13 protein-coding genes and 1 tRNA gene are annotated in these 20,530 nt (G+C 72.6%); 7 read left to right on the forward strand and 7 right to left on the reverse strand.

Annotated features, from left to right (window positions below):
• Positions 1-44: 44 nt before the first annotated feature.
• Entirely contained in the window at positions 45-500 is a 456-nt protein-coding gene (locus tag ACFW1A_RS03835) for an ATP-binding protein (protein WP_380403593.1), read from the reverse strand.
• A gap of 142 nt (positions 501-642) precedes the next feature.
• On the opposite strand from ACFW1A_RS03835, the gene ACFW1A_RS03840 reads away from it, so the two are divergent.
• The 3 genes from ACFW1A_RS03840 to ACFW1A_RS03850 all read left to right on the forward strand — a co-directional run bounded on the left by ACFW1A_RS03840 (position 643) and on the right by ACFW1A_RS03850 (position 4,636).
• Positions 643-2,007, forward strand: a complete 1,365-nt coding sequence (locus tag ACFW1A_RS03840; RefSeq protein ID WP_380403595.1) for a hypothetical protein — start codon at positions 643-645, stop codon at positions 2,005-2,007.
• A 210-nt stretch (positions 2,008-2,217) separates the two neighbouring features.
• On the forward strand, positions 2,218-3,432 hold the full coding sequence (locus tag ACFW1A_RS03845) for a permease (RefSeq protein ID WP_380403598.1): 1,215 nt from the start codon (positions 2,218-2,220) through the stop codon (positions 3,430-3,432).
• A gap of 25 nt (positions 3,433-3,457) precedes the next feature.
• Positions 3,458-4,636, forward strand: coding sequence for a winged helix DNA-binding domain-containing protein (locus tag ACFW1A_RS03850; RefSeq protein WP_380403601.1), 1,179 nt, complete (start codon positions 3,458-3,460; stop codon positions 4,634-4,636).
• Positions 4,637-4,707: 71 nt separating this feature from the next.
• On the opposite strand, the gene ACFW1A_RS03855 is transcribed toward ACFW1A_RS03850, so the two are convergent.
• Positions 4,708-4,778, reverse strand: a tRNA-Cys gene (locus ACFW1A_RS03855).
• Between the two features lie 137 nt (positions 4,779-4,915).
• Here ACFW1A_RS03855 and ACFW1A_RS03860 point away from each other — a divergent pair.
• The gene (locus tag ACFW1A_RS03860) at positions 4,916-5,758 is read left to right on the forward strand and encodes an oxidoreductase (RefSeq protein ID WP_380403604.1); all 843 of its coding nucleotides are present in this window, start codon (positions 4,916-4,918) and stop codon (positions 5,756-5,758) included.
• Between the two features lie 7 nt (positions 5,759-5,765).
• Here ACFW1A_RS03860 and thrS read toward each other — a convergent pair whose 3' ends face one another.
• On the reverse strand, positions 5,766-6,995 hold the full coding sequence (gene thrS / locus ACFW1A_RS03865) for a threonine--tRNA ligase (protein ID WP_380403607.1): 1,230 nt from the start codon (positions 6,993-6,995) through the stop codon (positions 5,766-5,768).
• Between the two features lie 180 nt (positions 6,996-7,175).
• Between thrS and ACFW1A_RS03870 the strand changes: the two genes are divergently transcribed.
• Positions 7,176-7,868 carry an RraA family protein gene (locus ACFW1A_RS03870; RefSeq protein ID WP_380403610.1) on the forward strand — a complete coding sequence of 231 codons (693 nt, stop codon included), beginning with the start codon at positions 7,176-7,178 and terminating at the stop codon, positions 7,866-7,868.
• Positions 7,869-7,872: 4 nt separating this feature from the next.
• Here the strand turns inward: ACFW1A_RS03870 and ACFW1A_RS03875 are convergent, their stop codons facing one another.
• The 3 genes from ACFW1A_RS03875 to ACFW1A_RS03885 form a co-directional block, all read right to left on the reverse strand.
• Positions 7,873-8,379: a hypothetical protein gene (locus ACFW1A_RS03875; RefSeq protein ID WP_380403613.1), complete on the reverse strand. Its 507-nt coding sequence runs from the start codon at positions 8,377-8,379 to the stop codon at positions 7,873-7,875.
• Between the two features lie 135 nt (positions 8,380-8,514).
• Positions 8,515-15,309 (reverse strand): RHS repeat-associated core domain-containing protein, encoded by a 6,795-nt coding sequence (locus ACFW1A_RS03880; RefSeq protein ID WP_380403616.1) that lies wholly within the window; start codon positions 15,307-15,309, stop codon positions 8,515-8,517.
• Positions 15,310-15,676: 367 nt separating this feature from the next.
• Entirely contained in the window at positions 15,677-16,261 is a 585-nt protein-coding gene (locus ACFW1A_RS03885) for a DinB family protein (protein ID WP_380403619.1), read from the reverse strand.
• A gap of 174 nt (positions 16,262-16,435) precedes the next feature.
• On the opposite strand from ACFW1A_RS03885, the gene ACFW1A_RS03890 reads away from it, so the two are divergent.
• Both ACFW1A_RS03890 and ACFW1A_RS03895 read left to right on the forward strand, forming a co-directional pair.
• Positions 16,436-17,221, forward strand: a complete 786-nt coding sequence (locus tag ACFW1A_RS03890) for a 3-hydroxybutyrate dehydrogenase (protein ID WP_380403622.1) — start codon at positions 16,436-16,438, stop codon at positions 17,219-17,221.
• Between the two features lie 101 nt (positions 17,222-17,322).
• Positions 17,323-18,684: an MFS transporter gene (locus ACFW1A_RS03895; protein ID WP_380403625.1), complete on the forward strand. Its 1,362-nt coding sequence runs from the start codon at positions 17,323-17,325 to the stop codon at positions 18,682-18,684.
• 85 nt (positions 18,685-18,769) lie between these two features.
• Here the strand turns inward: ACFW1A_RS03895 and ACFW1A_RS03900 are convergent, their stop codons facing one another.
• Positions 18,770-20,395: a beta-propeller fold lactonase family protein gene (locus tag ACFW1A_RS03900; protein WP_380403725.1), complete on the reverse strand. Its 1,626-nt coding sequence runs from the start codon at positions 20,393-20,395 to the stop codon at positions 18,770-18,772.
• Positions 20,396-20,530 lie beyond the last annotated feature (135 nt).

The raw sequence follows: 20,530 nt of genomic DNA on the forward strand, positions 1-20,530 counted from the left end.
GGAGGCCCGACTGCTGGGGGCCGGACGGTCGGGGCCCGCCGGACTCACCGGCGGACGGTCACCGCACCCGGTCGCGCCGACCCGGTCGCCCCCGCGACCACCGGGTCCACCACGATCCCGAAGTGCACGACCTTGCCGGTCGCGGTCGGTCGCCAGCCCCAGCTGCCGGCCAGTGCGGCCACCAGCACCAGGCCACGCCCGAACGGGAGTTCGTCACCCGCCGCGAGCGGCACCGGTGCGCGGGGGGAGCGGTCGGCGACTTCCACCAGGAGTCGCCGACCGCCCCAGCTCACGGTCACCTCGCACTGGCCGCCCGCGTGTTCGAGCGCATTGGCGACCACCTCGCTGGTACACAGCCGCAGGTCCTCCAGCGCGTCCCTGGAGAGCGGCAACCGCCAGCGTTCGGCCACGGCGACCACCCGGTCGCGGGCGCCGCGCACGGCCCCCGCACCGGCGGTGACGTGGAATTCGTCCCGCTCGGGACGGTACTCGCGCTCCATCTCGGCATCTCCTCGGCGATCAGGAGGAGGCCGACGTGCACGCGCCTCCCCCACGACTGATACACAGTCAATCGACTTACGCCGACGATGAGAACGGTCCATGCTGGACTGAGTCGTGAATGACGTGAATCACGGGGGAGCCATGGCACGCACGCCGAACAGAGAACTCGCCGCCCTGCTGACCCAGGCCCGCTGGGGCAACGACCAACTGGCCCGGGCGGTCAACCGGATCGGCCGGGAGACCGGCCTGGAACTGACCTACGACCACTCCGCGGTCTCGCACTGGCTGAAGGGCGTGCGCCCGCGCGCGGCGGTCCGGCCGGTGATCGCCGAGGCCTTCGCCCGGCGGCTCGGCCGACCCGTCACCTCGCAGCAGGCCGGCTTCGGCACGGCGCCGGCCCACCGGGTGGACGGCTCCGCCCGGGCGGGCCTGGCCGGGCTGTCCGACCTGGTCCGGGACGACATGGACCCGTCCCGGCGCACCATGCTGGCCGCCGGGCTCTACTCCGCCGCGATGCTGGTGCCGGGCTACACCGAGCTCGCCCACCGGCTGGACAGCGCGCGGGAGGAGGTGCGCGCCGGGCGCACGGTGCGGGTCGGGGAGAGCGAGGTCGAGACCGTGCGGGCGATGACCGAGCGGATAGCCGCGATCCTGGACGAGCTCGGCGGCGGCCACGCCCGCCCGATGAGTGCCGCCTTCCTGGCCAACACCGTGATGCCGTGGCTGAGCGCCGACGGCACGCCGCAGGTGAAGAAGGCGATGCTGGCCGCCGCCTCCGACCTGGTGTACCTGACCGGCTGGATGGCGATGTACGAACGTGCGCACGGCCTGGGCCAGCAGTACTTCACCGAGGCGCTCACCCTGGCCCAGGACGGGCAGGACCACGTGACCTACTGCCGCACCCTGCGCGGCATGGCGCTGCAGGCCGCCAACCTGGGCTACGGCCCGCGCGCCCTGGAGTACGCGGACGCCGCCGCCGAGTGCGCCCCCGCGGCCGGCCCCCGGCTGACCGCCTTCCTGCGCGGCCAGCAGGCGCACGGTGCCGCCCTGGTGCACGACCAGCGCCTCGCCTTCGCCCGGCTGGGCCAGACCGAGGCCGCCCTCGCCAAGGCCGACGGGCGCAACGACGCGGTCGGCGGCTACGACTGGGCGGCCTACCACTTCCACGTCAGCAGCGTCCTCTACGCGCTCGGCGACCTGCCGGGCTCGATCCAGGCGATGCACCAGTCCAACCGGGTCCGCCCGGCCAACGAACGCCAGGGCCGGCTGCACGCCAACGGGGTCCTGGCGTCCCGCCAGTGGGAACTCGGGCACGTGGAGGCGGCCGCCAACACCTGGCACGCGTTCCTGGACGACTACACCACCCTGTCCACCGCGCGCGGCGACGAGCACTTCGACGGCCTGCGGCGCAACGTGGCCGCGCAGTCGACCAGCCGCGTGGTGCGCCGGCTCGGCGAGCGGGTGCGCGAGGTCGGGCGGCAGAAGGCGGCCGCGGCGGCGGTCTGACGGCGCCCGGCGGCTCCGCCCGCAGGTCCGGACGGGTGGTCCGCTGCGCACGGCCGCGTCGCCGCCGAACCCGGGGGACCGACCGGCACAGTGGGGCGGGGTGCGGACACCGCCCCGCCCCACTGATCGGAAAGCGGTCGGAATACCCCCTGGGGGTATAGCGTTGTCGGCGTCGCTCACCCACCCGAGGAAGGCGGAGGCCGACAACCCATGGACGCGATCCGACATGCCCTCTCCATCACCGTCTCGATGACCTGGGAGATCACCTGGGCGCTCGTCCTGGGCTTCCTGCTCTCCGCGGTCGTCCAGGCGGTGGTGCGCAAGTCCACCGTCGTCCGGCTGATGGGTGACGCCCGGCCGCGCACCCTGGCGGTCACCTCGCTGCTCGGCGCCGCGTCCTCCTCCTGCTCGTACGCCGCGGTGGCGCTGGCCCGCTCGCTCTTCCGCAAGGGGGCGGACTTCACCGCAGCGATGGCCTTCGAGATCGCCTCCACCAACCTGGTGATCGAACTCGGTGTGATCCTCGCGCTGCTGATGGGCTGGCAGTTCACGGCGGCCGAGTTCGTCGGCGGGCCGGTGATGATCCTGGTCCTGGCGCTGCTGTTCCGGTTCTTCCTGCGGGCCCGGCTGCTGCGCGCGGCGCGCGAGCAGGCCGACCGGGGGCTGGCCGGCTCGATGGAGGGGCACGCGGCGATGGACATGTCGGTCGCGGGCGGGGGCTCGTTCCGCCACCGCCTCTTCTCCCCCGCGGGCTTCACCGCCACCGCCCACGTCTTCGTGATGGAGTGGGCGGCGATCCTCAAGGACCTGGTGGCGGGCCTGCTGATCGCCGGGGCGATCGCGGCCTGGGTGCCGGACAGCTTCTGGCACGCGTTCTTCTTCGACGGCCACCCGCTGGCGAGCAAGATCTGGGGCCCGCTGGTCGGCCCGCTGGTGGCGGTGGTCTCGTTCGTCTGCTCGATCGGCAACGTGCCGCTGGCGGTGGTGCTGTGGCAGGGCGGGATCAGCTTCGGCGGGGTGGTCTCGTTCGTCTTCGCGGACCTGCTGATCCTGCCGATCCTGAACATCTACCGCAAGTACTACGGGCTGCGGATGGCGGCCTTCCTGGCCGGGACCTTCTACCTGTCGATGGTGGCCGCCGGGTACCTGGTGGAGATCCTGTTCGGCGCACTGGGGCTGGTGCCGGACCGGAGCACCGCGCAGGTGCCGATGGCGGGGATCAGCTGGAACTACACCACCTGGCTGAACATCGCCTTCCTGCTGGTCGCCGCCGTGCTGGTGGTGCGGTTCCTGCGCACCGGCGGGCGGGCGATGCTGCGGATGATGGGCGGCTCCCCGGACGCCGGGCACGCGGAGCACGGCGGGCAGGACGGGCACGCGGAGCACGGCGGGCACGCCCACCAGCAGCACCACGACCGTCCCTGACGGTCCCTCGGGCTACGCTCCCCCCATGCCCCTCAGCCCCGCCCTCACCGACGACCACCGCCGGGCCCGGCTCGGCCGCCGCCACCTGCTGCGGCCGGCCGACCGGGCCGCCGACGTCCCGCAGGTGGCCGACGCGCTGGTCGGCCTGCACGCCACGGACGCCGCCACCGTCTACCTCACCGCCTGCGCCCGGCTGGCCGAGCCCTCCGCCCTGGCCGTCGACCGGGCGCTGTACGAGGACGTCTCCCTGGTCAAGCTGCTCTCCATGCGCCGCACCATCTTCGCGGTGACCGAGGAGTTCGCCCCGTACGTCAACTCGTCCACCGCCCGGGCCATCGCGGCCAGGGAGCGGGCCACGCTGCTCAAGCGCCTGGCCGAGGGCGCCGAGGGCTGGGACGAACCGCGGCTGGCCGCGACCGAGCGCGCGGTGCTCGCCGCGCTGGCCCGGCGCGGCGAGGCCACCACCAGCCAACTCGCCGAGGACGTGCCCGCCCTGCGGGAGACCATCCTGATGGCCGCGGGCAAGCCCTACGAGGCGCGGCAGAGCGTGGGCAGCCGACTGCTGCGGCTGCTCGCCTCGGACGGCCACGTGCGCCGGTGCCGCCCGCTGGGCTCCTGGCTGAGCAGCAGCTATCCCTGGGCGCCGGTGGCACAACTGGCCGAGGTGCCGGTGCGCGAGGCCAAGGCCGAGGTGGCCCGGCGCTGGCTGGCCTCGTTCGGCCCGGCCACCGAGGCGGACCTGAAGTGGTGGACCGGCTGGACCCTGGGCGACACCCGCAAGGCGCTGGCCGACCTGGCGGCGGTCGAGGTCCGGCTGCCCGACGGGGCCACGGGCCTGGTGGTTCCCGGCGACGAGGAGCCCGGACCACAGGAGTCGGCGCCCTGGGCCGCCCTGCTGCCCGCGCTGGACCCGACCGTGATGGGCTGGCGGGAACGCGACTGGTACCTGCGCCCCGAGGACGTCCCGGCCCTCTTCGACCGGGCGGGCAACGCCGGCCCCAGCGTCTGGTGGTGCGGCCGGGTGATCGGCGGCTGGGCGCAGCGGGCCGACGGCGAGCTGGTCTGGCGCCTGTTCACCGACCCCGGCGCCGAGGGGCGGGCCGCGATCGCGGCGGAGGCCGAGCGACTGGCCGGCTGGCTCGGCGAGGTCCGGGTGACCCCGCGGTTCCGCACCCCGCTGGAGCGGGAGTTGGTCGCTGGTTGACGCGGTGGTCGCGGCCGACGGCGGTCGCGAGGGCCGGTTGCCCGGGGGAACAACCGGCCCTCGCCGTCCGGAGGTGGAGACAGGATTCGAACCTATGTGCACGGCCCTGCAAGCCGTTGCCTCGCCCCTCGGCCACTCCACCCGGCAGTCGTGCCTGCCGGGATTGATCATGCCGCAGCCCCCGGTCCGGTACGGCACCGACAGCCGCGAAGTCACCCGCTCGGCCCAGGTCGGCCGGGTAGGCTCGTCCGCGACGGACCATTCTTGAGGGGGCATCAGATGACGCAGTTTCAGCACGGCGGCCGGGTCTGGCTGATCACCGGAGCCGGCAGCGGGTTCGGGCAGGCCTTCGCCCGCGCCGCGCTGGCCGCCGGGGACACCGTGGTCGCCGCGGTGCGCCGCCCGGAGACGGTGGCCGCGCTGACCGAGGAGTTCCCCGACCGGGTGGACGCCGTCCGACTGGACGTCACCGACGCCGCGCAGAGCGAGCAGGCCGTCAAGGACGTCCTGCAGCGGCACGGCCGGATCGACGTCCTGGTCAACAACGCCGGGTACGGTCTGGTCGGCGCGGTCGAGGAGGTCGGGGAGCAGGAGCTGCGGGACATCATGGAGGTGATGTTCTTCGGCGCGCTGCGGCTGACCCGGCTGGTGCTGCCGGCCATGCGCGAGCGACGCTCGGGCACCGTGGTGCAGGTCAGCAGCATGGGCGGGTTCCTCTCCTTCCCCGGTGTCGGTGCCTACAGCGCGGCCAAGGGCGCGCTGGAGCTGGCGAGCGAGGCACTGGCGGCCGAGGTGGCCCCGCTCGGGATCCGCGTGCTGATCCTCGAACCCGGCGCCTTCCGCACCGAGTTCGCCGGCCCCGCGCTGCACGGCAGTGCGGTGATCGAGGACTACCGGGCCACCGTCGACCCGGTGCGCACCGGCCTGGCGGCCAGCCACGGCGAGCAGCCCGGCGACCCGGCCAAGGCCGCCGCCGCCCTGATCACCGCGCTGGACCTGGACCCGCTGCCGCTGCGCCTGCCGCTGGGCGCCGACGCGGTCGGCGCGATCCGGGCCAAGCTGGCCGCCGTCGGCGCCGACCTGGACCGGCACGAGCAGCTCGCCACCGACACCGCCTTCTGACCCCTCGTCAGCCCTGCCAGAGCTCCGCGCGCTGCTCCGCCACCACCGCGCCGAGCTCGGCCAGCACCCGTTCCACCGGCAGCGGTGGGAGCCGGCGCCCGTCGCGCAGCCGGACCGCCATCGCCTCGTCCGCCGCCTCCTTGGCGCCGAGCACCGCCTGGTAGGGCACCAGGCGGTGCTCCCGGATCCGGGCCGCCAGGCTGCCGTCCCGCGGCTCGACCAGCTCGACCCGCAGGTCCAGCTCGCGGGCGCGGGCCAGCACCGCCCCGGCGGCCGGGAGCTCCTCCTCGGAGACCGGCAGGACCACCAGCTGCACCGGCGCCAGCCAGGCCGGGAAGGCCCCGCCGTGCTGCTCGATCAGCAGGGCCACCGCGCGCTCCACGCTGCCGATGATGCTGCGGTGCACCATCACGGGTCGGTGCTTGGCGCCGTCCGGGCCGGTGTAGTGCAGGTCGAACCGGGCGGGCTGGTGGAAGTCGACCTGGACGGTCGAGAGGGTGAACTCCCGCCCGGCGTTGTCGACGACCTGCACGTCGATCTTCGGCCCGTAGAACGCCGCCTCGCCGGCCGCCCGCTCGTACCCGATGCCCAGTCCGTCCAGCGCCTGGACCAACAACTCGGCCGAGCGCTCCCACAGTTCGGGATCGGCGACGTACTTGGCACCCTCTCCGGCGAGCGACAGCCGGTAGCGGACCGCCTCGATGCCCAGCGCCCGGTGCGCCCGCCGGATCAACTCCAGCGCGCCGCGGGCCTCTTCCGCCACCTGCTCGACGGTGCAGAAGATGTGCGCGTCGTTCAGCTGGATCGAGCGCACCCGGGTCAGCCCGCCCAGCACGCCCGAGCGCTCCGAGCGGTACATCCCGCCCAGTTCCGCCATCCGCAGCGGCAGCTCGCGGTAACTGCGGGCGCGGGAGCGGAACATCACCGCGTGGTGCGGACACAGGCTCGGGCGGAGCACCAGCTCGTCGTCCCCCGGCTGCTCGCCCATCTCCAGCGGCGGGAACATGTCCTCGCGGTAGTGCGCCCAGTGCCCGGACAGCTCGTAGAGCTCGCGTTTGCCCAGCACCGGCGAGTACACGTGCCGGTATCCGGCCCGGCGCTCCTCGCGCCGGACGTACTCCTCCAGGCTGTGCCGGATCGCGGCCCCGGCGGGCAGCCAGTACGGCAGGCCGGCGCCGATCAGCGGGTCGGTGTCGAACAGGCCCAGCTCGCGGCCGAGCTTGCGGTGGTCGTGCATGGCGTTCTCCCGTGTCGGGTGGGGTGGGACGAACGCCGCCGCACAGCACGAAGCCCCGGGGCGTTCGCCCCGGGGCTTCGGACCAAGTCAGCAGTCAGCGCGCCGGGACGGTGTCCGGCGTCGTCGTCATGGCGATGCGTGCGCGCTTCATGGCCGCCACGGTACTGCTATAAAGCCGCTATGGACAAGCGCATCGCCGAGCTGACCTGTGCCCACCTCGCCGACGCCTGCCTGCGGGCCGGCCTCCCCGTGCGCTGCGCGCCCGCCGGCACCCGGGCGCTGCTCCCGGGCACCCGACTGGCCGGCCCGGTGCGGCCCGCCCGGCACGCGGGCAGCGTGGACGTCTTCCTGGAGGCGATCACCCTGGCCTCCCCCGGTGAGGTCCTGGTGGTCGACAACGCGGGCCGCACGGACGAGAGTTGCGTCGGGGACCTGATCGCCCTGGAGGCCCGGCAGGCCGGCCTGGACGGCATCCTGGTCTGGGGTCTGCACCGCGACACCGCCGACCTGCGCGCGATCGGCCTGCCGCTGTTCAGCCTCGGCGCACTGCCCACCGGCCCACTGGCCGCCCGGGACCGCGCCGCCGACGCCCTGACCGCCGCCCGCTCCGGCGACTGGACCGTCACCGCGGCGGACTACGTGGTCGCCGACGAGGACGGCGCGCTCTTCCTGCCCGCCGACCGGCTGCCCGCCCTGCTCGACCTGGCCGAGGCGATCCGCGACACCGAACGCCACCAGGCCGACCTGATCCGCCAGGGCCGCTCGCTGCGCGGCCAGGTCGCCTTCGACGCCTTCCTCACCGCCCGCGCCGCCGACCCGCGCCTGACCTTCCGCGAGCACCTGCGCGGGGTGGGCGGGGCGATCGAGGAGTGAGCGGTCAGCGGCGCTTGCGCTTGGGGCGGTCGAAGACCGCGTCGTAGTGGGCCAACCGCGCCACGTCGTCCTCGACCACCTCCAGCAGGTAGCGGGTCACGTTGTAGGTGCGGTTCACGTAGTCGTTGTAGAGGGTGTGGATCCCGCCGCGGGCGATCGCCCGGCACTTCAGCTCCAGGTGGGGCTCCCCCGCCTCGACCTCGGTGAGGTGTGACTCGCCGGCGCAGAGCCGCCACAGGACGTCGAGCAGCTCCTGCCGCACCGGGAGCCACAGCTCGTGGTCCTGCAGCGCCATCATGATCAGCGCGGTGGTGGGCACCGCGCTCTGGTACAGCAGGTCCTGCACGAAGGCGTGGTCCTCCAGGGCGTTCTCCGCGAGCTGCGTCTCGTTGGTCGCGTCCACCAGCCGTTCGAAGGTCTCCGGGAGGTGCGCGGCCGTCTCGCCGCACGCGCAGCGGTACGCCGCCCAGTCGTACCGCCCGGCCTCGAAGAGGACCGCCTTGCTCGCCATCGTGTCCTGCTGCCTTCCCGTTGCCTCCTGGCACCGGAAGCGGTGCGGCGACCAGCTTAGCCAGCCGGCCGCCGCACCCGGGCTCAACCCTGCGGCACCCGTTCCCGGTGCGACCGGGACCGGGTGTCCGTCGGATCAGCCGTTGTCAGGCACCTGGTAGTACTCCTTGAACCACCTCCCCTGGTCGTCGAACAACGGACTCGGCCCGAAGTGCGAGGGATTGAGGAACCGTTGGCAGTCCTTGCAAATCGGTGACTCCACCCAGTCGTTCACCTTCGCGAACCACTTGATGGCCCGGGTCATCACGATCTCGTCCTTGTTCCCGCCGAGCGCGATGATGACGTTGCCCTCCGCACAGCGGCCGGCGCCCGAGCAGGCGGCGGCGATCTGTCCGGTCCGGGTGTTGTAGCCACCGGTCCAGGTCTTCTTGATGTAGTCGCCGTGCGGCTTGGTCCGCCCGTTGGCCATGGCGGTCCGCTCCGCGAGCTTGTTGCGCAGCTGCGCCGCCCCGGCCAGGCCCTCCTCGACCGTGGCGCCCTTGCCGGCGCTGCCCAGCTTGACCGTGGGCTTGAAGCTCCCGATCTCCGAGTCCGGCTTCATCGGGTTGTAGTACGGGTCCTCCCAGGGCTTGACCGGGTTGACCTGCTGGGTCGTGTCGGCGTCCGGCGTGGTGGGCGCCGGGTCGTTCTGCGTGGTGACCGGGTCGCCGTCGTTGAGCTCCTCGAGCTCCTTGACGTTCTTGCGCGCCTGGGCCTTGGCGAGGTCGAGGTCGTCCTCGTGCGGCGTCGCCCCGGGGTCGCCGCCGAGCGGCTTGCCCTTCTTGGCCTGCGGCTCCTCGTCGTGGGTCTTGCCCTTGCCGCCGATGTTCGCGTCGTCGTGGGAGCCGAGCGAACCGCCGCGGCCGATGCCCGAGAAGGTGCCCTCGGAGCCGCCGAGCATGCCGAACGCGACCGCGGTCTTGAACATCGCGTTGCGCAGGTGGCACCAGCGGTCCGCATCGGGCGCGGTGCAGTCCTGGATGTCCGGGATGTCGTTGGTGTCGGCGGAGGACCCACCGCCGCCACCGCCACCGCTGCCGCAGGGCACCGCGACCGGGTAGCCACCGCTGGGGTTCGGGCACAGGTCGCTCGAACTGCTGCTGCCGCCGCCCGAGTCGCCGCCGCCGTCCTGCTGGGCTTCCCGCATCAGGCCGCTGGGGTCGCTGCCACTGGTCGGGTTGTTCGCGGCGTACGAGTAGCCGCCCATCTGGTTCGGGTCGCCGGCCTCCAGCACCGGGTCGGCGGTCAGGAACCGGCCGATGGTCGCGTCGTAGTGCCGTGCGCCGAGCAGGTCCAGCCCGGTGGTGGGATCGGTCGGCTGGCCGAGGAACCCGTGGTTGTCCGCCCAGGCACCCGGCACCGAACCGCGCGGCGCACCGTACGGGTCGAAGGAACGCCGCGTGATCGCCAGGGTCTTGGCGTCGACCTGGAGCTGAGCGGTGTGCTGCGGGGTGGTCGGCTGGAAGCTGACGGTGCCGCCGCTGGAGCGGACGATCACCGTCCCGTCCGGAGCGGCGTAGTACCGCAGGCCGGTGACCGTGGTCCCGCTCAGGGTGAGCTGCTCGGCACCGCCGAACAGGTACAGCGTGGTGCCGTTCGGGCCGTGCTGCAGCAGCAGGCTGCCGCTGGCGTCGTAGAGGTAGCTGGTGTTCTGCGGGGTGCCGACGCCCACCGTGGTGGTGACGGCCTTGGTGTTGCCCTCCTCGTCGTAGCTGAAGGTCTGGCTGACCGGCGAGACACCGGTGGTGCCGCGGTCCTTGGTGTTGCCGCCCGCGTCGTAGTGCGGGGTCTGGGTGCTGGTGCCGTTCGGGCCGGTGGTGGTGATGCCGGTGACGGTGTTCGGCTGCACCCCGTTGGTCGGGTAGTTCAGCGTCTGCGTCGTGTTGTTGGCCGCGTTGCCGGTCAGGTCGTGCTTGACCAGCTGGGTGCGGCCGCCGAGCGCGTTGTAGCTGTAGCTCTGCCAGTACGGCGCCGGACCGCCGAGCGTCGACGGGGTCGGCGCGGCGGTTGCGCACCGGGCCAGCTGACCGGCCGTCGCGGTGGTCTGGCCCGCGGTGTCGGTCCAGGCCTGGGTCAGGCGCTTCAGTCCGTCGTACTGGAAGCACTGGGTGTCGAAGGCCTGGTCGGTGCCGCCCGAGGACTGCAGCTCACTGGCCGTGGTCAGGTTGCCCGCCGGGTCGTAGCCGAAGGTGGTCGACGAGATCGGGTTGGTCGTCGCGGTCTGCAGCGATACCCGGTTGGTGGCCAGCCGCCCGGTGGCGTCGTCGTACGTCTGCGCGGTGCGCAGCTGCTTGCCCAGCACTCCGAAGGTGGACTGCAGGATCTGGCCCTTCGGGCTGTACGAGGCCAGGTCGAGGTAGGACGCGAAGTCCGAGCCCATCGAGACCATGCCGCCCTGGAGGTTGTAGCCGTAGCCCACGTCCTCCGGGATCAGCCCACCGTCGCCGTTGTAGCCGGTGTCCGACAGCAGGCCGACGTTCGGCGTGTAGCCGGTGCTGAGCGTGTAGGTGCCGGCCAGCTTGCCCTCGGCTGCCGGGATGGTGACGCTCGTCCCGGTCGGCTGGTAGGCGCTGTTGTATCCGGTGACCGCCGTGGTGTAGGCGCTGCCGCCGCTCCCGGAACCGCCGGTGTAACGGGTCGCGGAGGTGGGCAGGCCCTTGGCCAGCGTGTCGTAGCTGAACGAGAGCAGCTGCTTCGTCTGGTCGGTCGTGCTGGACCCGCTGTACTCACCGGTGGGACGGCTCAGCTGGTCGTAGGTGTACGAGAGCTGCTGCCCGCGACCGTCCGTGGCGGAGGCCACCCGGCCCAGCGAGTCGTAGACCGAGCTGGAGGTGCCGGCATCCGGGTCGGTCTGGGAGGTCCGACGGCCCTGCAGGTCGTACTGGTAGGTCCAGCTGTGGCCCGCGGGGTCGGAGATCGACGCGAGCTGCCCGCCGGCGGTGTAGTGGTAACCGGTCGTCAGATCACCGACCCCGGCGCCGCCGTGGTTGACCACCGAGGTGGTCTGGCCGAGTCCGTTGGTGAAGGTGGAGGTCGGCGTGCCCCCCTGCGGCGGGGTGTAGTCCGTCTCGTCCAGGCCCGGGTAGGAGGTGCTGCTGCTCCACAGCACGGCAGCCTTGGAGTACAGCGCCTTGCCGGTCGGCCGGCCCAGGCCGTCGTAGCTGCTGACGGTCTCCTGCGGCAGGGTGTTCTCGGTCTCCACGAACAGGGTCGAGCCGGGCGCCGTGGTGGTGTCCGAGAACGCCCCGGTGGTGGAGTGCACCCAGCCGTGGCTGTCGTAGTGGGTGGAGGTGATCAGTCGGCCGGCACTGTTGTCGGCCGTGGTGGTCTGTGCCTGGCGCAACTGCAGGAAGCCGTCGTAGATGTCGACGGCGGCGCCGTAGCTGTTGTCCTCCCGCAGGGTCTGCGTGGTGACGGACGCCGGGTTCGGATTGCCGGTGCCGTTGACCGTGTAGCTGAACAGCTTGTCGGCGCTCTGCGTCGCCTTGGCCCGGCCGGGCAGCCAGACCGCGGTGCGGCGACCGAGCGCGTCGTAGCTGACGTCGGTGACCCGGTTGTTGGCGTCCACCGCGTGGGTGACCAGGCCGCGGGCCGGGGCCAGCGTGGCACTGGAGGTCCAGCCGAGCGGGTTGGTGGTCGACACACCGGTCGGCAGGGTGCCGGTCAGCGGCGTGTAGGTGGTGCTGGTCACCAGGCCGGCGGCGTCGGTGAACGTGGTGCTGCGGCCGTACTGGTCGTAGCCGATCCCACCCGTGGTCTGGAAGACCGGGTTGCCGGAGCCGTCGTACGACTTCACCGCCTGGGTCGACGTGACCATGCCCATGGTCGAGCCGTTCGCGCCGAGGCTGCCCAGGGTGCCCGGGTTGGTGACGCTGCCGTCGCCGTCGTAGAAGGTGCGCTTGTCGTTGATCGTGGTGCCGGCGCTCGCCGCCGTGCTGCAGGGCCCGGAGACGGTGAGCTCCTCGCTCACGAAGCCGAGCATCATCGGGTTCGCAGCGGGCGGGTTGGCGTAGCTGGTGGTGGTGCAGGACTCCTGGCCCGGCACGGACACGTCGCCCTTGTCGTCCACCTGCTGGGCGCGGCCCAGGCTGTCGAAGGTGGTGACGGAGCTCATGGTGCGCCAGCCGGCGGAACCCGCCAGCAGCGCCTGCGAGCGGCCCGAGGTCGACTGGACCCGACGGGACGTCAGGTCCGGCAGGGTGGAGAGGGTCGGGGCCGGGGTCTTGGAGGTCCAGGCGGTGCGCGACGCGGTGACGGTCACCGTGCTGGTCGACGGGTCCGCCAGCGCCTTGGCCACGATCGGGCCGGTGGGACCGTTGTAGGTGTCGGTCTCCTCGGCCGTGCCGGCCAGCCAGTTGCTGTCCGTGATGGTCGTGCCGGTGGAGTCGGTGAAGCTGACGGACCGCTTGGTCCCGTCGGCCTTGTAGTCACCGTCCATGCCCTGGAAGTAGTTGGCCACCACCTGGGTGACTGGATCCGGGGCCGCACCGGTCTGGGCGGTGACGGTCCGGAAGCCCCGGAAGTCGTCCCAGGTGCGGTACTGGTCGTCGGTGAACTCGGAGTCGTCCCGGTGCCAGGCCGCGCCACCGCTGTAGCTGTAGGTGGTGACCTTCGCCGGCGAGTTGGCCTTGGTCGCGTCGTTGTCGGAGACCTGGGCGACCAGCGTCTTGTTGAACCAGTCGTTGATCGGCGTGATGCCGCCCGGCGTGGTCCAGTGGACGTTGTAGCAGGCCATGGTGTCGGAGTCCGGGGACGCCGGCATGTGGTTGGCGGTGCGCGAGCACTCGGGAGCCCGGTAGGTGACCGCGATCGACTCGCCGGTCTCGGTCTGCAGGCTGGAGATCCGCGGGTGGTACAGCGGCGGGGCCGCCGGGGTGAGGCCGTCGACCCGGTTGTCCGTCTCGACCCCGGTGAAGGTCACCGGGTCCAGGGTGATGGTCCCGCTGCCGCCGGCCGACGTGTCCTGGGCGGTGTGCTGGATCTGGGAGAGCCACATGACGGACTGCAGGGCGCCCGCGTCCTTGGGGTCGACCGTCTTGCCGGTGACCGGGTCCATGGTGCCGCCGGCGTCCGAGAAGAGGTGGGTCAGCGTGTAGCTGTCCACGTTCTGCCAGCCGGTTCCCACCTTGACCTGGGTGGCGACGGTCTGCAGCCGGTAGGTCGACCAGAAGGTCGGCGAGGCCGTCTGGCAGACGTTGCTGCCGGTGCCCGAGGTCGCCATCGAGCTGGTGCAGTTGAGGTCGTACGGGGTGTCCGGCCAGTTGTTCGCCGTGTTGGCGTTCAGGTTCGCGGCCTGACAGGTGGTCGGGTCGACGGTGCAGCGCTGGGCGGTGGTGAACACCACCTTCGCCGCCGGGTCGCGGCCCGCCTGCTCGTCGGCCAGCTGGTACCCGTACGAGATCTGGGTCAGGTACCCGCCGCGGGTGTACTGGGTCATGGTTCCGCCGGCGCCGGACTGCGCGACCTGGCCGTATCCCATGTTGTAGAAGTTCGACTCGCTCGCCCAGTCGTACCGCTGCAGGTTCTTGTTCGGGTCGACGACGAAGTCGACGTTGAACCGCCACCCCATGCCGGCGCACTTGGAATTGGTGCCCTGGCCGGAGCTGTAGCAGGGGTCGCCCGACTTCGGCGTGTAGACCGGCATGCCCCAGGCCGAGTTGGTGGCGGGGTCGGAGGTGGTGCCCGGGGAGTGGTTCAGGCCCAGGTAGTACTGGGTCCCGTCGGTCGTGGTGACCTTGAAGTACTCGCCGTTCCACAACCCGTTCGACGCGCCCGTCAGCAGCTCGACCTTGGTGCCGTCGTCGTTCTGCATGTGGTACTGGCCGTTGGCGTCGCGCACCAGCTGACCGTTGTGCGAGCCGAGCGAGATGGTCGCGTTCCAGCCGGCCCAGCACTCGTCGCCGGAGTTCGCGATGCCGTCGTTGGCGCAGGACTTGTAGGTGCGCTCGATGTACCCGGGGCTGTAGCTCCAGCCGTCACCGATCCACGAGGACTGCGAGTTGCGCGCCGACGTCTCGCCGTCCACCGACTGCGAGTCGTAGGAGAAGCCGACCGACGGGGTCGCACCGCCGAGCGAGGCCGGCACCGAGATCGGGTAGCTGTAGGTGAACGCACCCGAGGACGACTGCGCCCAGTTGCCCGACGACGACAGCGACGTCGCCGTGTAGCTGCCCTGCGAGCCACTGCTGCCCGCGACCGCCGCCACCGTGGTGCTCGCTGCGGCCGCCGCCATCGGCGCGGCCATCATGCTCATCGCCCGCGGTGCGCTCGACCCGCCCGATGCGGGCAGCGCCACGCTCGCCGTCAGCCGGTGCGTCACCGGGTCGTTGGTCGTCGCCAGTGGCGTCTGCGTCTGACACTGCGCCAGCTGGGGCGTCGTCTGCGCACAGGCCGGCAGCTGCACCAGGTGCAGTCGCGAGGCCCACCCGCCGCCGTACGCCTGCGCCACCGACGAGTAGTCCAGCGAGACCGACGCCTTGCCGGCGGCCCCCGACCCGTCCTGCCGGGACAGACCCACCATCAGGCCGTCCACGCCCGCCGCCTGCGCCGTGGCCCGGTCGACGGTCCTCACCTGCACCGAGGCCGGCGTCGACGCCGGGGCGAACGGCACCGCCACCGGCTGCGCCGCGTCCGTCGCCGCGAGCGTGACGCCCGCGGCCGCCGCTCCGCCCACCGGCGCGGTCTGCGTGCCCGCCTTCGGCCACACCGGCGCCGCCACCTGATGCGGCTTCAACTCCCGCGAGCCCTTCGGCTCCGCCACCACCGGCGGCTTCGCCGAGGCACCGGCGTTGTGCCCGGCCACCTTCGGCTGGGCGGGCAGCGGATCCGCCGCCCAGATCTTCCCCTTGTACTGGTACCCGCCCACCACGGTCTGTGCCTGGGCCAGTGGCACCGTCAGCGACAGCGCTGCGACGAGGGCGGAGGCGACGGTCGTCCGACGCTCCCACCTCCGTTTCTGCGCAGCGGAGAACAGAGAACGTCTTTGGCGCACGCCGAAGAACCCCCCATGAATCCACCGCCCCTCCCCGAGAGGCGGTCACATCTCAGATCACAGTCGAGACCTGATCAGGAGTCACGGTAGGACTGTCGGATTCACTGACACAACATCAATCACGCAGGTCAGACTGGTGCCACTGGCCACTGGAGTAGTCCACTTTCATGGATGAACCACCCTGAACCCGGCGCCGGACCCACCGGAAGGTCAAGACTTCACCAAGGATCCGGCAGAGATTTTTACCAACTCATGACCTTCGACCCGCTCAGCCGACCCGCTCCCCCGTCACGTCGAACAGGTGGTGCACCGGGTCGTGGATGAAGTACTGGGCGAACGTCGCCACGGTGAACCGGGCACCGTCGCTGCGGTCGCCGGTGCGCTGCCACTGGTCGTCCGCGACCTGCTCGAAGGCGGCGGCGATCAGCTCCGCGGCGGCGGCCAGCTCGCAGCCGACCACGGCGGGGTCCTGCTCGTGGTAGCGCTCGGCGAGCGCGGTCTCGTCCTGGTCCCAGTTGGGGAAGAGCGGGCCGTCCTGGCTGAGCATCAGGTCCAGGCGGTGGGCGAAGAGGCGGAACACGTCCCGCACGTGGCAGGCGTACTCCAGCGCGGACCAGGTGGTCGGGTCCGGTCGGCCGGCGAGCACCTCCCGGTCGCCGGCCAGCAGCGCGACCCAGGCGGCGGCGTTGGCGCGGACCAGGTCGGGCACCGTGGTGGGCGCGACGGCGGGGGTGTCCAGCCCGCAGTCGGGGCAGGCCCGCTCCAGCACCCAGGTCCAGTCCTTGGTGTCCGGCACGGGGGCGGCGGGGTCGAAAGTGGTAGCGGCGGGGGCGGCGGTCTCTGCGCTGGTCATGGGTCCAGCCTGCCGGTCGCCGCAGGCCACTGACCAGTGGCGACCATGCCACTCTCCATCAAGATCCCGCCACCGCCCCGGGGTCCGCATGGTGGCGGCGACCATACCGGGCACGGCGTTAGTGGTCCCGGCTCACATGGGTGCGCCGCCCACCGCTGCCTACCGTTTCGGGCCATGGAGAGCACCCAGTCAACAGCCCAGTCCGCGCTGTCGGCGCCGCCGTTGACCGGCCGCACCGCGCTGGTCACCGGCGCGGCCGGCGGCATCGGCCGGGCCTGCGCCCAGGCCCTGGCGGCAGCCGGCGCCAAGGTGTACGTGGTCGACCTCGCCGCCGAAGCGGCCGCCGCCGTGGCGGCCGAGATCGGCGGCACCGCCGTGCCGGCCGATCTGGCCGACCCGGCCGCGGTGGACGCGCTGCCCGCCGACGCGGACATCGTGGTCAACAACGCCGGCCTGCAGCACGTGGCGCCGCTGCACGAGTTCCCGGTGGAGAAGTTCACCCTGATCCAGCGGGTGATGGTGGAGGCCCCGTTCCGGATCCTGCGCCGCACCCTGCCGCACATGTACGAGCAGGGCTGGGGCCGGGTGGTGAACCTCTCCTCGGTGCACGGCCTGCGGGCCAGTGCCTACAAGTCCGCCTACGTGACCGCCAAGCACGCCCTGGAGGGGCTGAGCAAGGTGGTCGCGCTGGAGGGCGCCCCGCACGGGGTGACCAGCAACTGCGTCAACCCCGGGTACGTGCGCACGCCCCTGGTGGAGAAGCAGCTCGCCGACCAGGCGGCGGCCCACGGCATCCCGGTCGAACAGGTGCTGGCGCAGGTGCTGCTGGAGCGTCCCGCGATCAAGCGGCTGATCGAGCCGGCGGAGGTCGCGGACGCGGTGCTCTGGCTCTGCTCCCCCGCCGCCGGCTACGTCACCGGCACCTCGCTCACCATGGACGGCGGCTGGACCGCCCACTAGACCGCCGTCCCCCGGCCCCCCGCTCACTGAACCACTGCCCACGGAACCGACCCCCGCCCACCCCGCTCCCCCACCCACCCCGCTCCCCCAGGACGGTCCCCATGTCCAGATCCCTCACCCGCGTGGTCGGTGCCAGTCTGATCGGCACCACCGTCGAGTGGTACGACTACTTCCTCTACGGCACCGCCGCCGCCCTCGTCTTCGGCAAGGTGTTCTTCCCGCACAGCGACCCGCTGACCGGCACCCTGCTCGCCTTCGTCACCTACGCCCTCGGCTTCGCGGCCCGCCCGCTCGGCGCGCTGGTCTTCGGCCACTTCGGCGACCGGATCGGGCGCAAGCGGCTGCTGGTGCTCAGCCTGCTGCTGATGGGCGGCGCCACCACGCTGATCGGCTGCCTGCCGACCTACCAGCAGGTGGGCGTGACCGCGCCGATCCTGCTCACCGTGCTGCGCCTGGTCCAGGGCTTCGCGCTGGGCGGCGAGTGGGGCGGCGCGGTGCTGCTGGTCTCCGAGCACGGCGACCAGCGCCGGCGCGGCTTCTGGGCCTCCTGGCCGCAGGGCGGCGCGCCGGCCGGCAACCTGCTGGCCGCCGGGGTGCTCTCGCTGCTCACCGGGGTGCAGTCGGAGCAGCAGTTCCTGGCCTGGGGCTGGCGGGTGCCGTTCCTGCTCTCGGCGGTGCTGGTGATGGTGGGCCTGTGGATCCGGCTCGGCGTGGACGAGTCGCCGCTCTTCCAGCAGGCCCTGGCGGCCGCCCGGTCCCGGGAGCAGGCGGCCGCGGCCGAGGGCCTGCCGCTGCTGGCGGTGCTGCGCCACCACTGGCGGGACGTGCTGATCGCGATGGGCGCCCGCCTGGCGGAGAACATCTCCTACTACGTCATGACCACTTTCGTCCTGGTCTACGCCGTCTCGCACGCGCACTTCCACAAGCAGAGCGCGCTGAACGCGGTGCTGATCGGCTCGGCGATCCAGTTCGCGCTGATCCCGCTGTTCGGGGCGCTCTCCGACAAGGTGGGCCGCAAGCCGGTGTACCTGGTGGGCGCGGCCGGGGTGGGGGCGTGGGCGTTCGCCTTCTTCGGGCTGGTGGACGCGCACTCGTTCGGCGAGCTGGTGCTGGCGGTGACGGTGGGTCTGGTCTTCCACAGTGCGATGTACGCGCCGCAGGCCGCCTTCTTCGCCGAGATGTTCGGCACCCGGATGCGCTACTCGGGCGCCTCGATCGGGGCCCAGTTCTCCTCGGTGGCGGCCGGCGCGCCCGCGCCGCTGATCGCCACCGCGCTGCTCAAGGACTACGGCAGCGCCACCCCGATCGCGCTCTACGTGGCGATCGCGGCGGTGCTCACCCTGGTGGCGGTGGCCTGCGCCCGGGAGACCCGGGGTCGTGACCTGGCGGCGGTCGGGGCGAGCTCCGGCACCGCGGGCGCCGCGGCCCGGCCGGCCGGTGGGGTGGTCGCCGCCGACCTGTGACGGTGCGGGCCGACCCGTGGCGGTGGGCGCGGCACGGGCCCTGCCGGGATCTCCCCGGCAGGGCCCGCGGTGCTGCCCGGACTGCTCAGGAGCAGCTGATGAACAGCGACGTGACGCCCGTGCAGCTGCGCTTGGCGCTGTCGTTGGTCGCGACCGGGTCCGCCGGGCTGCTGGCGGTGCGGGTCGCGGTGAGGCTCACGTTGACGCCGAACAGGCCGACCGGCACGGTGAAGTGCCGGGTGACGGCGGCGCCGTTGGCCAGCGCGCCGACCGGGCAGCTGAGCTGGCCGGTGGCCACCGTGCAGTCGGTGCTGGTGGCCCGCACACCGGTCGGCAGCGGGATCTGCACGGTGCCCGAGCCGGCCGCCGCCGGGCCGTGGTTGGTGACCGTCACCGTGTAGTCCAGGTGCGCGCCGAGCAGCGCCGGGTACGGGGTGACGGCCAGGCCCACGCCGAGGTCGGCGGTGGGCACCAGGTAGCTGAAGCGGTCGGCCGCGACGGCCGCGCTGGTCCCCGCCGCCGTGGTCACCCGGACGTCCACCGTGCCGGCCGCCTCGGCCGGGGCGGTGGCGGTGCAGGAGGTCGCGGTGCAGGAGAAGGCGGTGGCCGGGACCCCGCCGAAGCTCACCCCGGTGGCGCCGGCCAGGGCGCTGCCGGCGACGGTGACCTGGGTGCCGCCGGTGGTGAACCCGCTGGCCGGGCTGACCGCGGTGACCTGCGGGACCGGGGTGAGCAGCGAGACCGTGCCGTTGCCCAGCACGTACGCGTGCCCCAGCTTCGGGTCCAGCACCACGGACACCGCGCCGCCCGGCACCGGGAGGGTGCCGGTGACCGTCATGGTCGAGGTGGCGACCACGCTGACGGTCTGGTCGGCGGTGTTGGCGAGGTAGACGTAGGCGCCGTCGCGGCTGGCGTCCAGGCCCAGCGGCGTGCCGCCGACCGGGACGGTGGCGGTGACGGTGCGGGTCGCGGTGTCCACCACGGTGAGCGCGTTGCCGGCCGCGTCGGTGACGTAGACCTTGGCGCCGTCCGGGGACACCGCGAGCGCGAAGGACTGCGGGCCGACCGGCACGGTGGCCACCACGGCGTCGGCGGCGGTGCGGTCCAGCACGCTGAGCGTGTCGCTGAACGGGTTGACCAGGTAGGCGTAGTGGCCGTCCGGGGAGACCGCCAGGCCGGCCGGGTGGTCGCCGACCTGGTCGGTGCGGACCACCGCGCCGGTGGCCGTGGCCAGCACCGCGACGGTGCTGCCGCCGTTGTTGCTGACCAGCAGCTGGCTGCCGTCGGGGCTGACCGCCAGGCCCTGCGGCTGGTCGAACCCGGTCAGCGTGGCGGTCACGGCGGCGGTGGCGGTACTGATCACGCTGACCGTGTCGTCGCCCTTGCCGGCGACGTAGAGGGTGGCGCCGTCCGGGGTGACGGCCAGTGCCACCGGCTGCACGCCGACCGGCACGGTGGCGACCACCGCGGCAGCGGCGGTGTCCAGCACGCTGACCGTGTTGTCACCGGAGTTGGCGGTGTAGAGCCGGCTGCCGTCGGGCGACAGCACGGCGGCGATCGGACCGCTGCCCACCGCCACGGTGGCGGTCACGGCGGTGGGTGGTGCGGCGGCCGCCGCCTCGGTGACGGCCGCGGTGCTGGACACGAGCAGCAGGGCCGCTAACGCGGCGAGCACGGCGGGTAGCCGCCGTGCCTGACGGGAAGCCTGCATGATCGTCAATTCCCCTCCTGAGAACGACCGGTTGGCCGTTGCGAAGGCTAGATCAGCAAGCTGTCCGAGATCCGGGGAATGGGTGAATTCACAGTCCCTGAGCAGTAGTTCGACCACTGTTCGGTTGCCCGGCAG

Source organism: Kitasatospora sp. NPDC058965, assembly GCF_042741245.1.
GTDB lineage: Bacteria > Actinomycetota > Actinomycetes > Streptomycetales > Streptomycetaceae > Kitasatospora.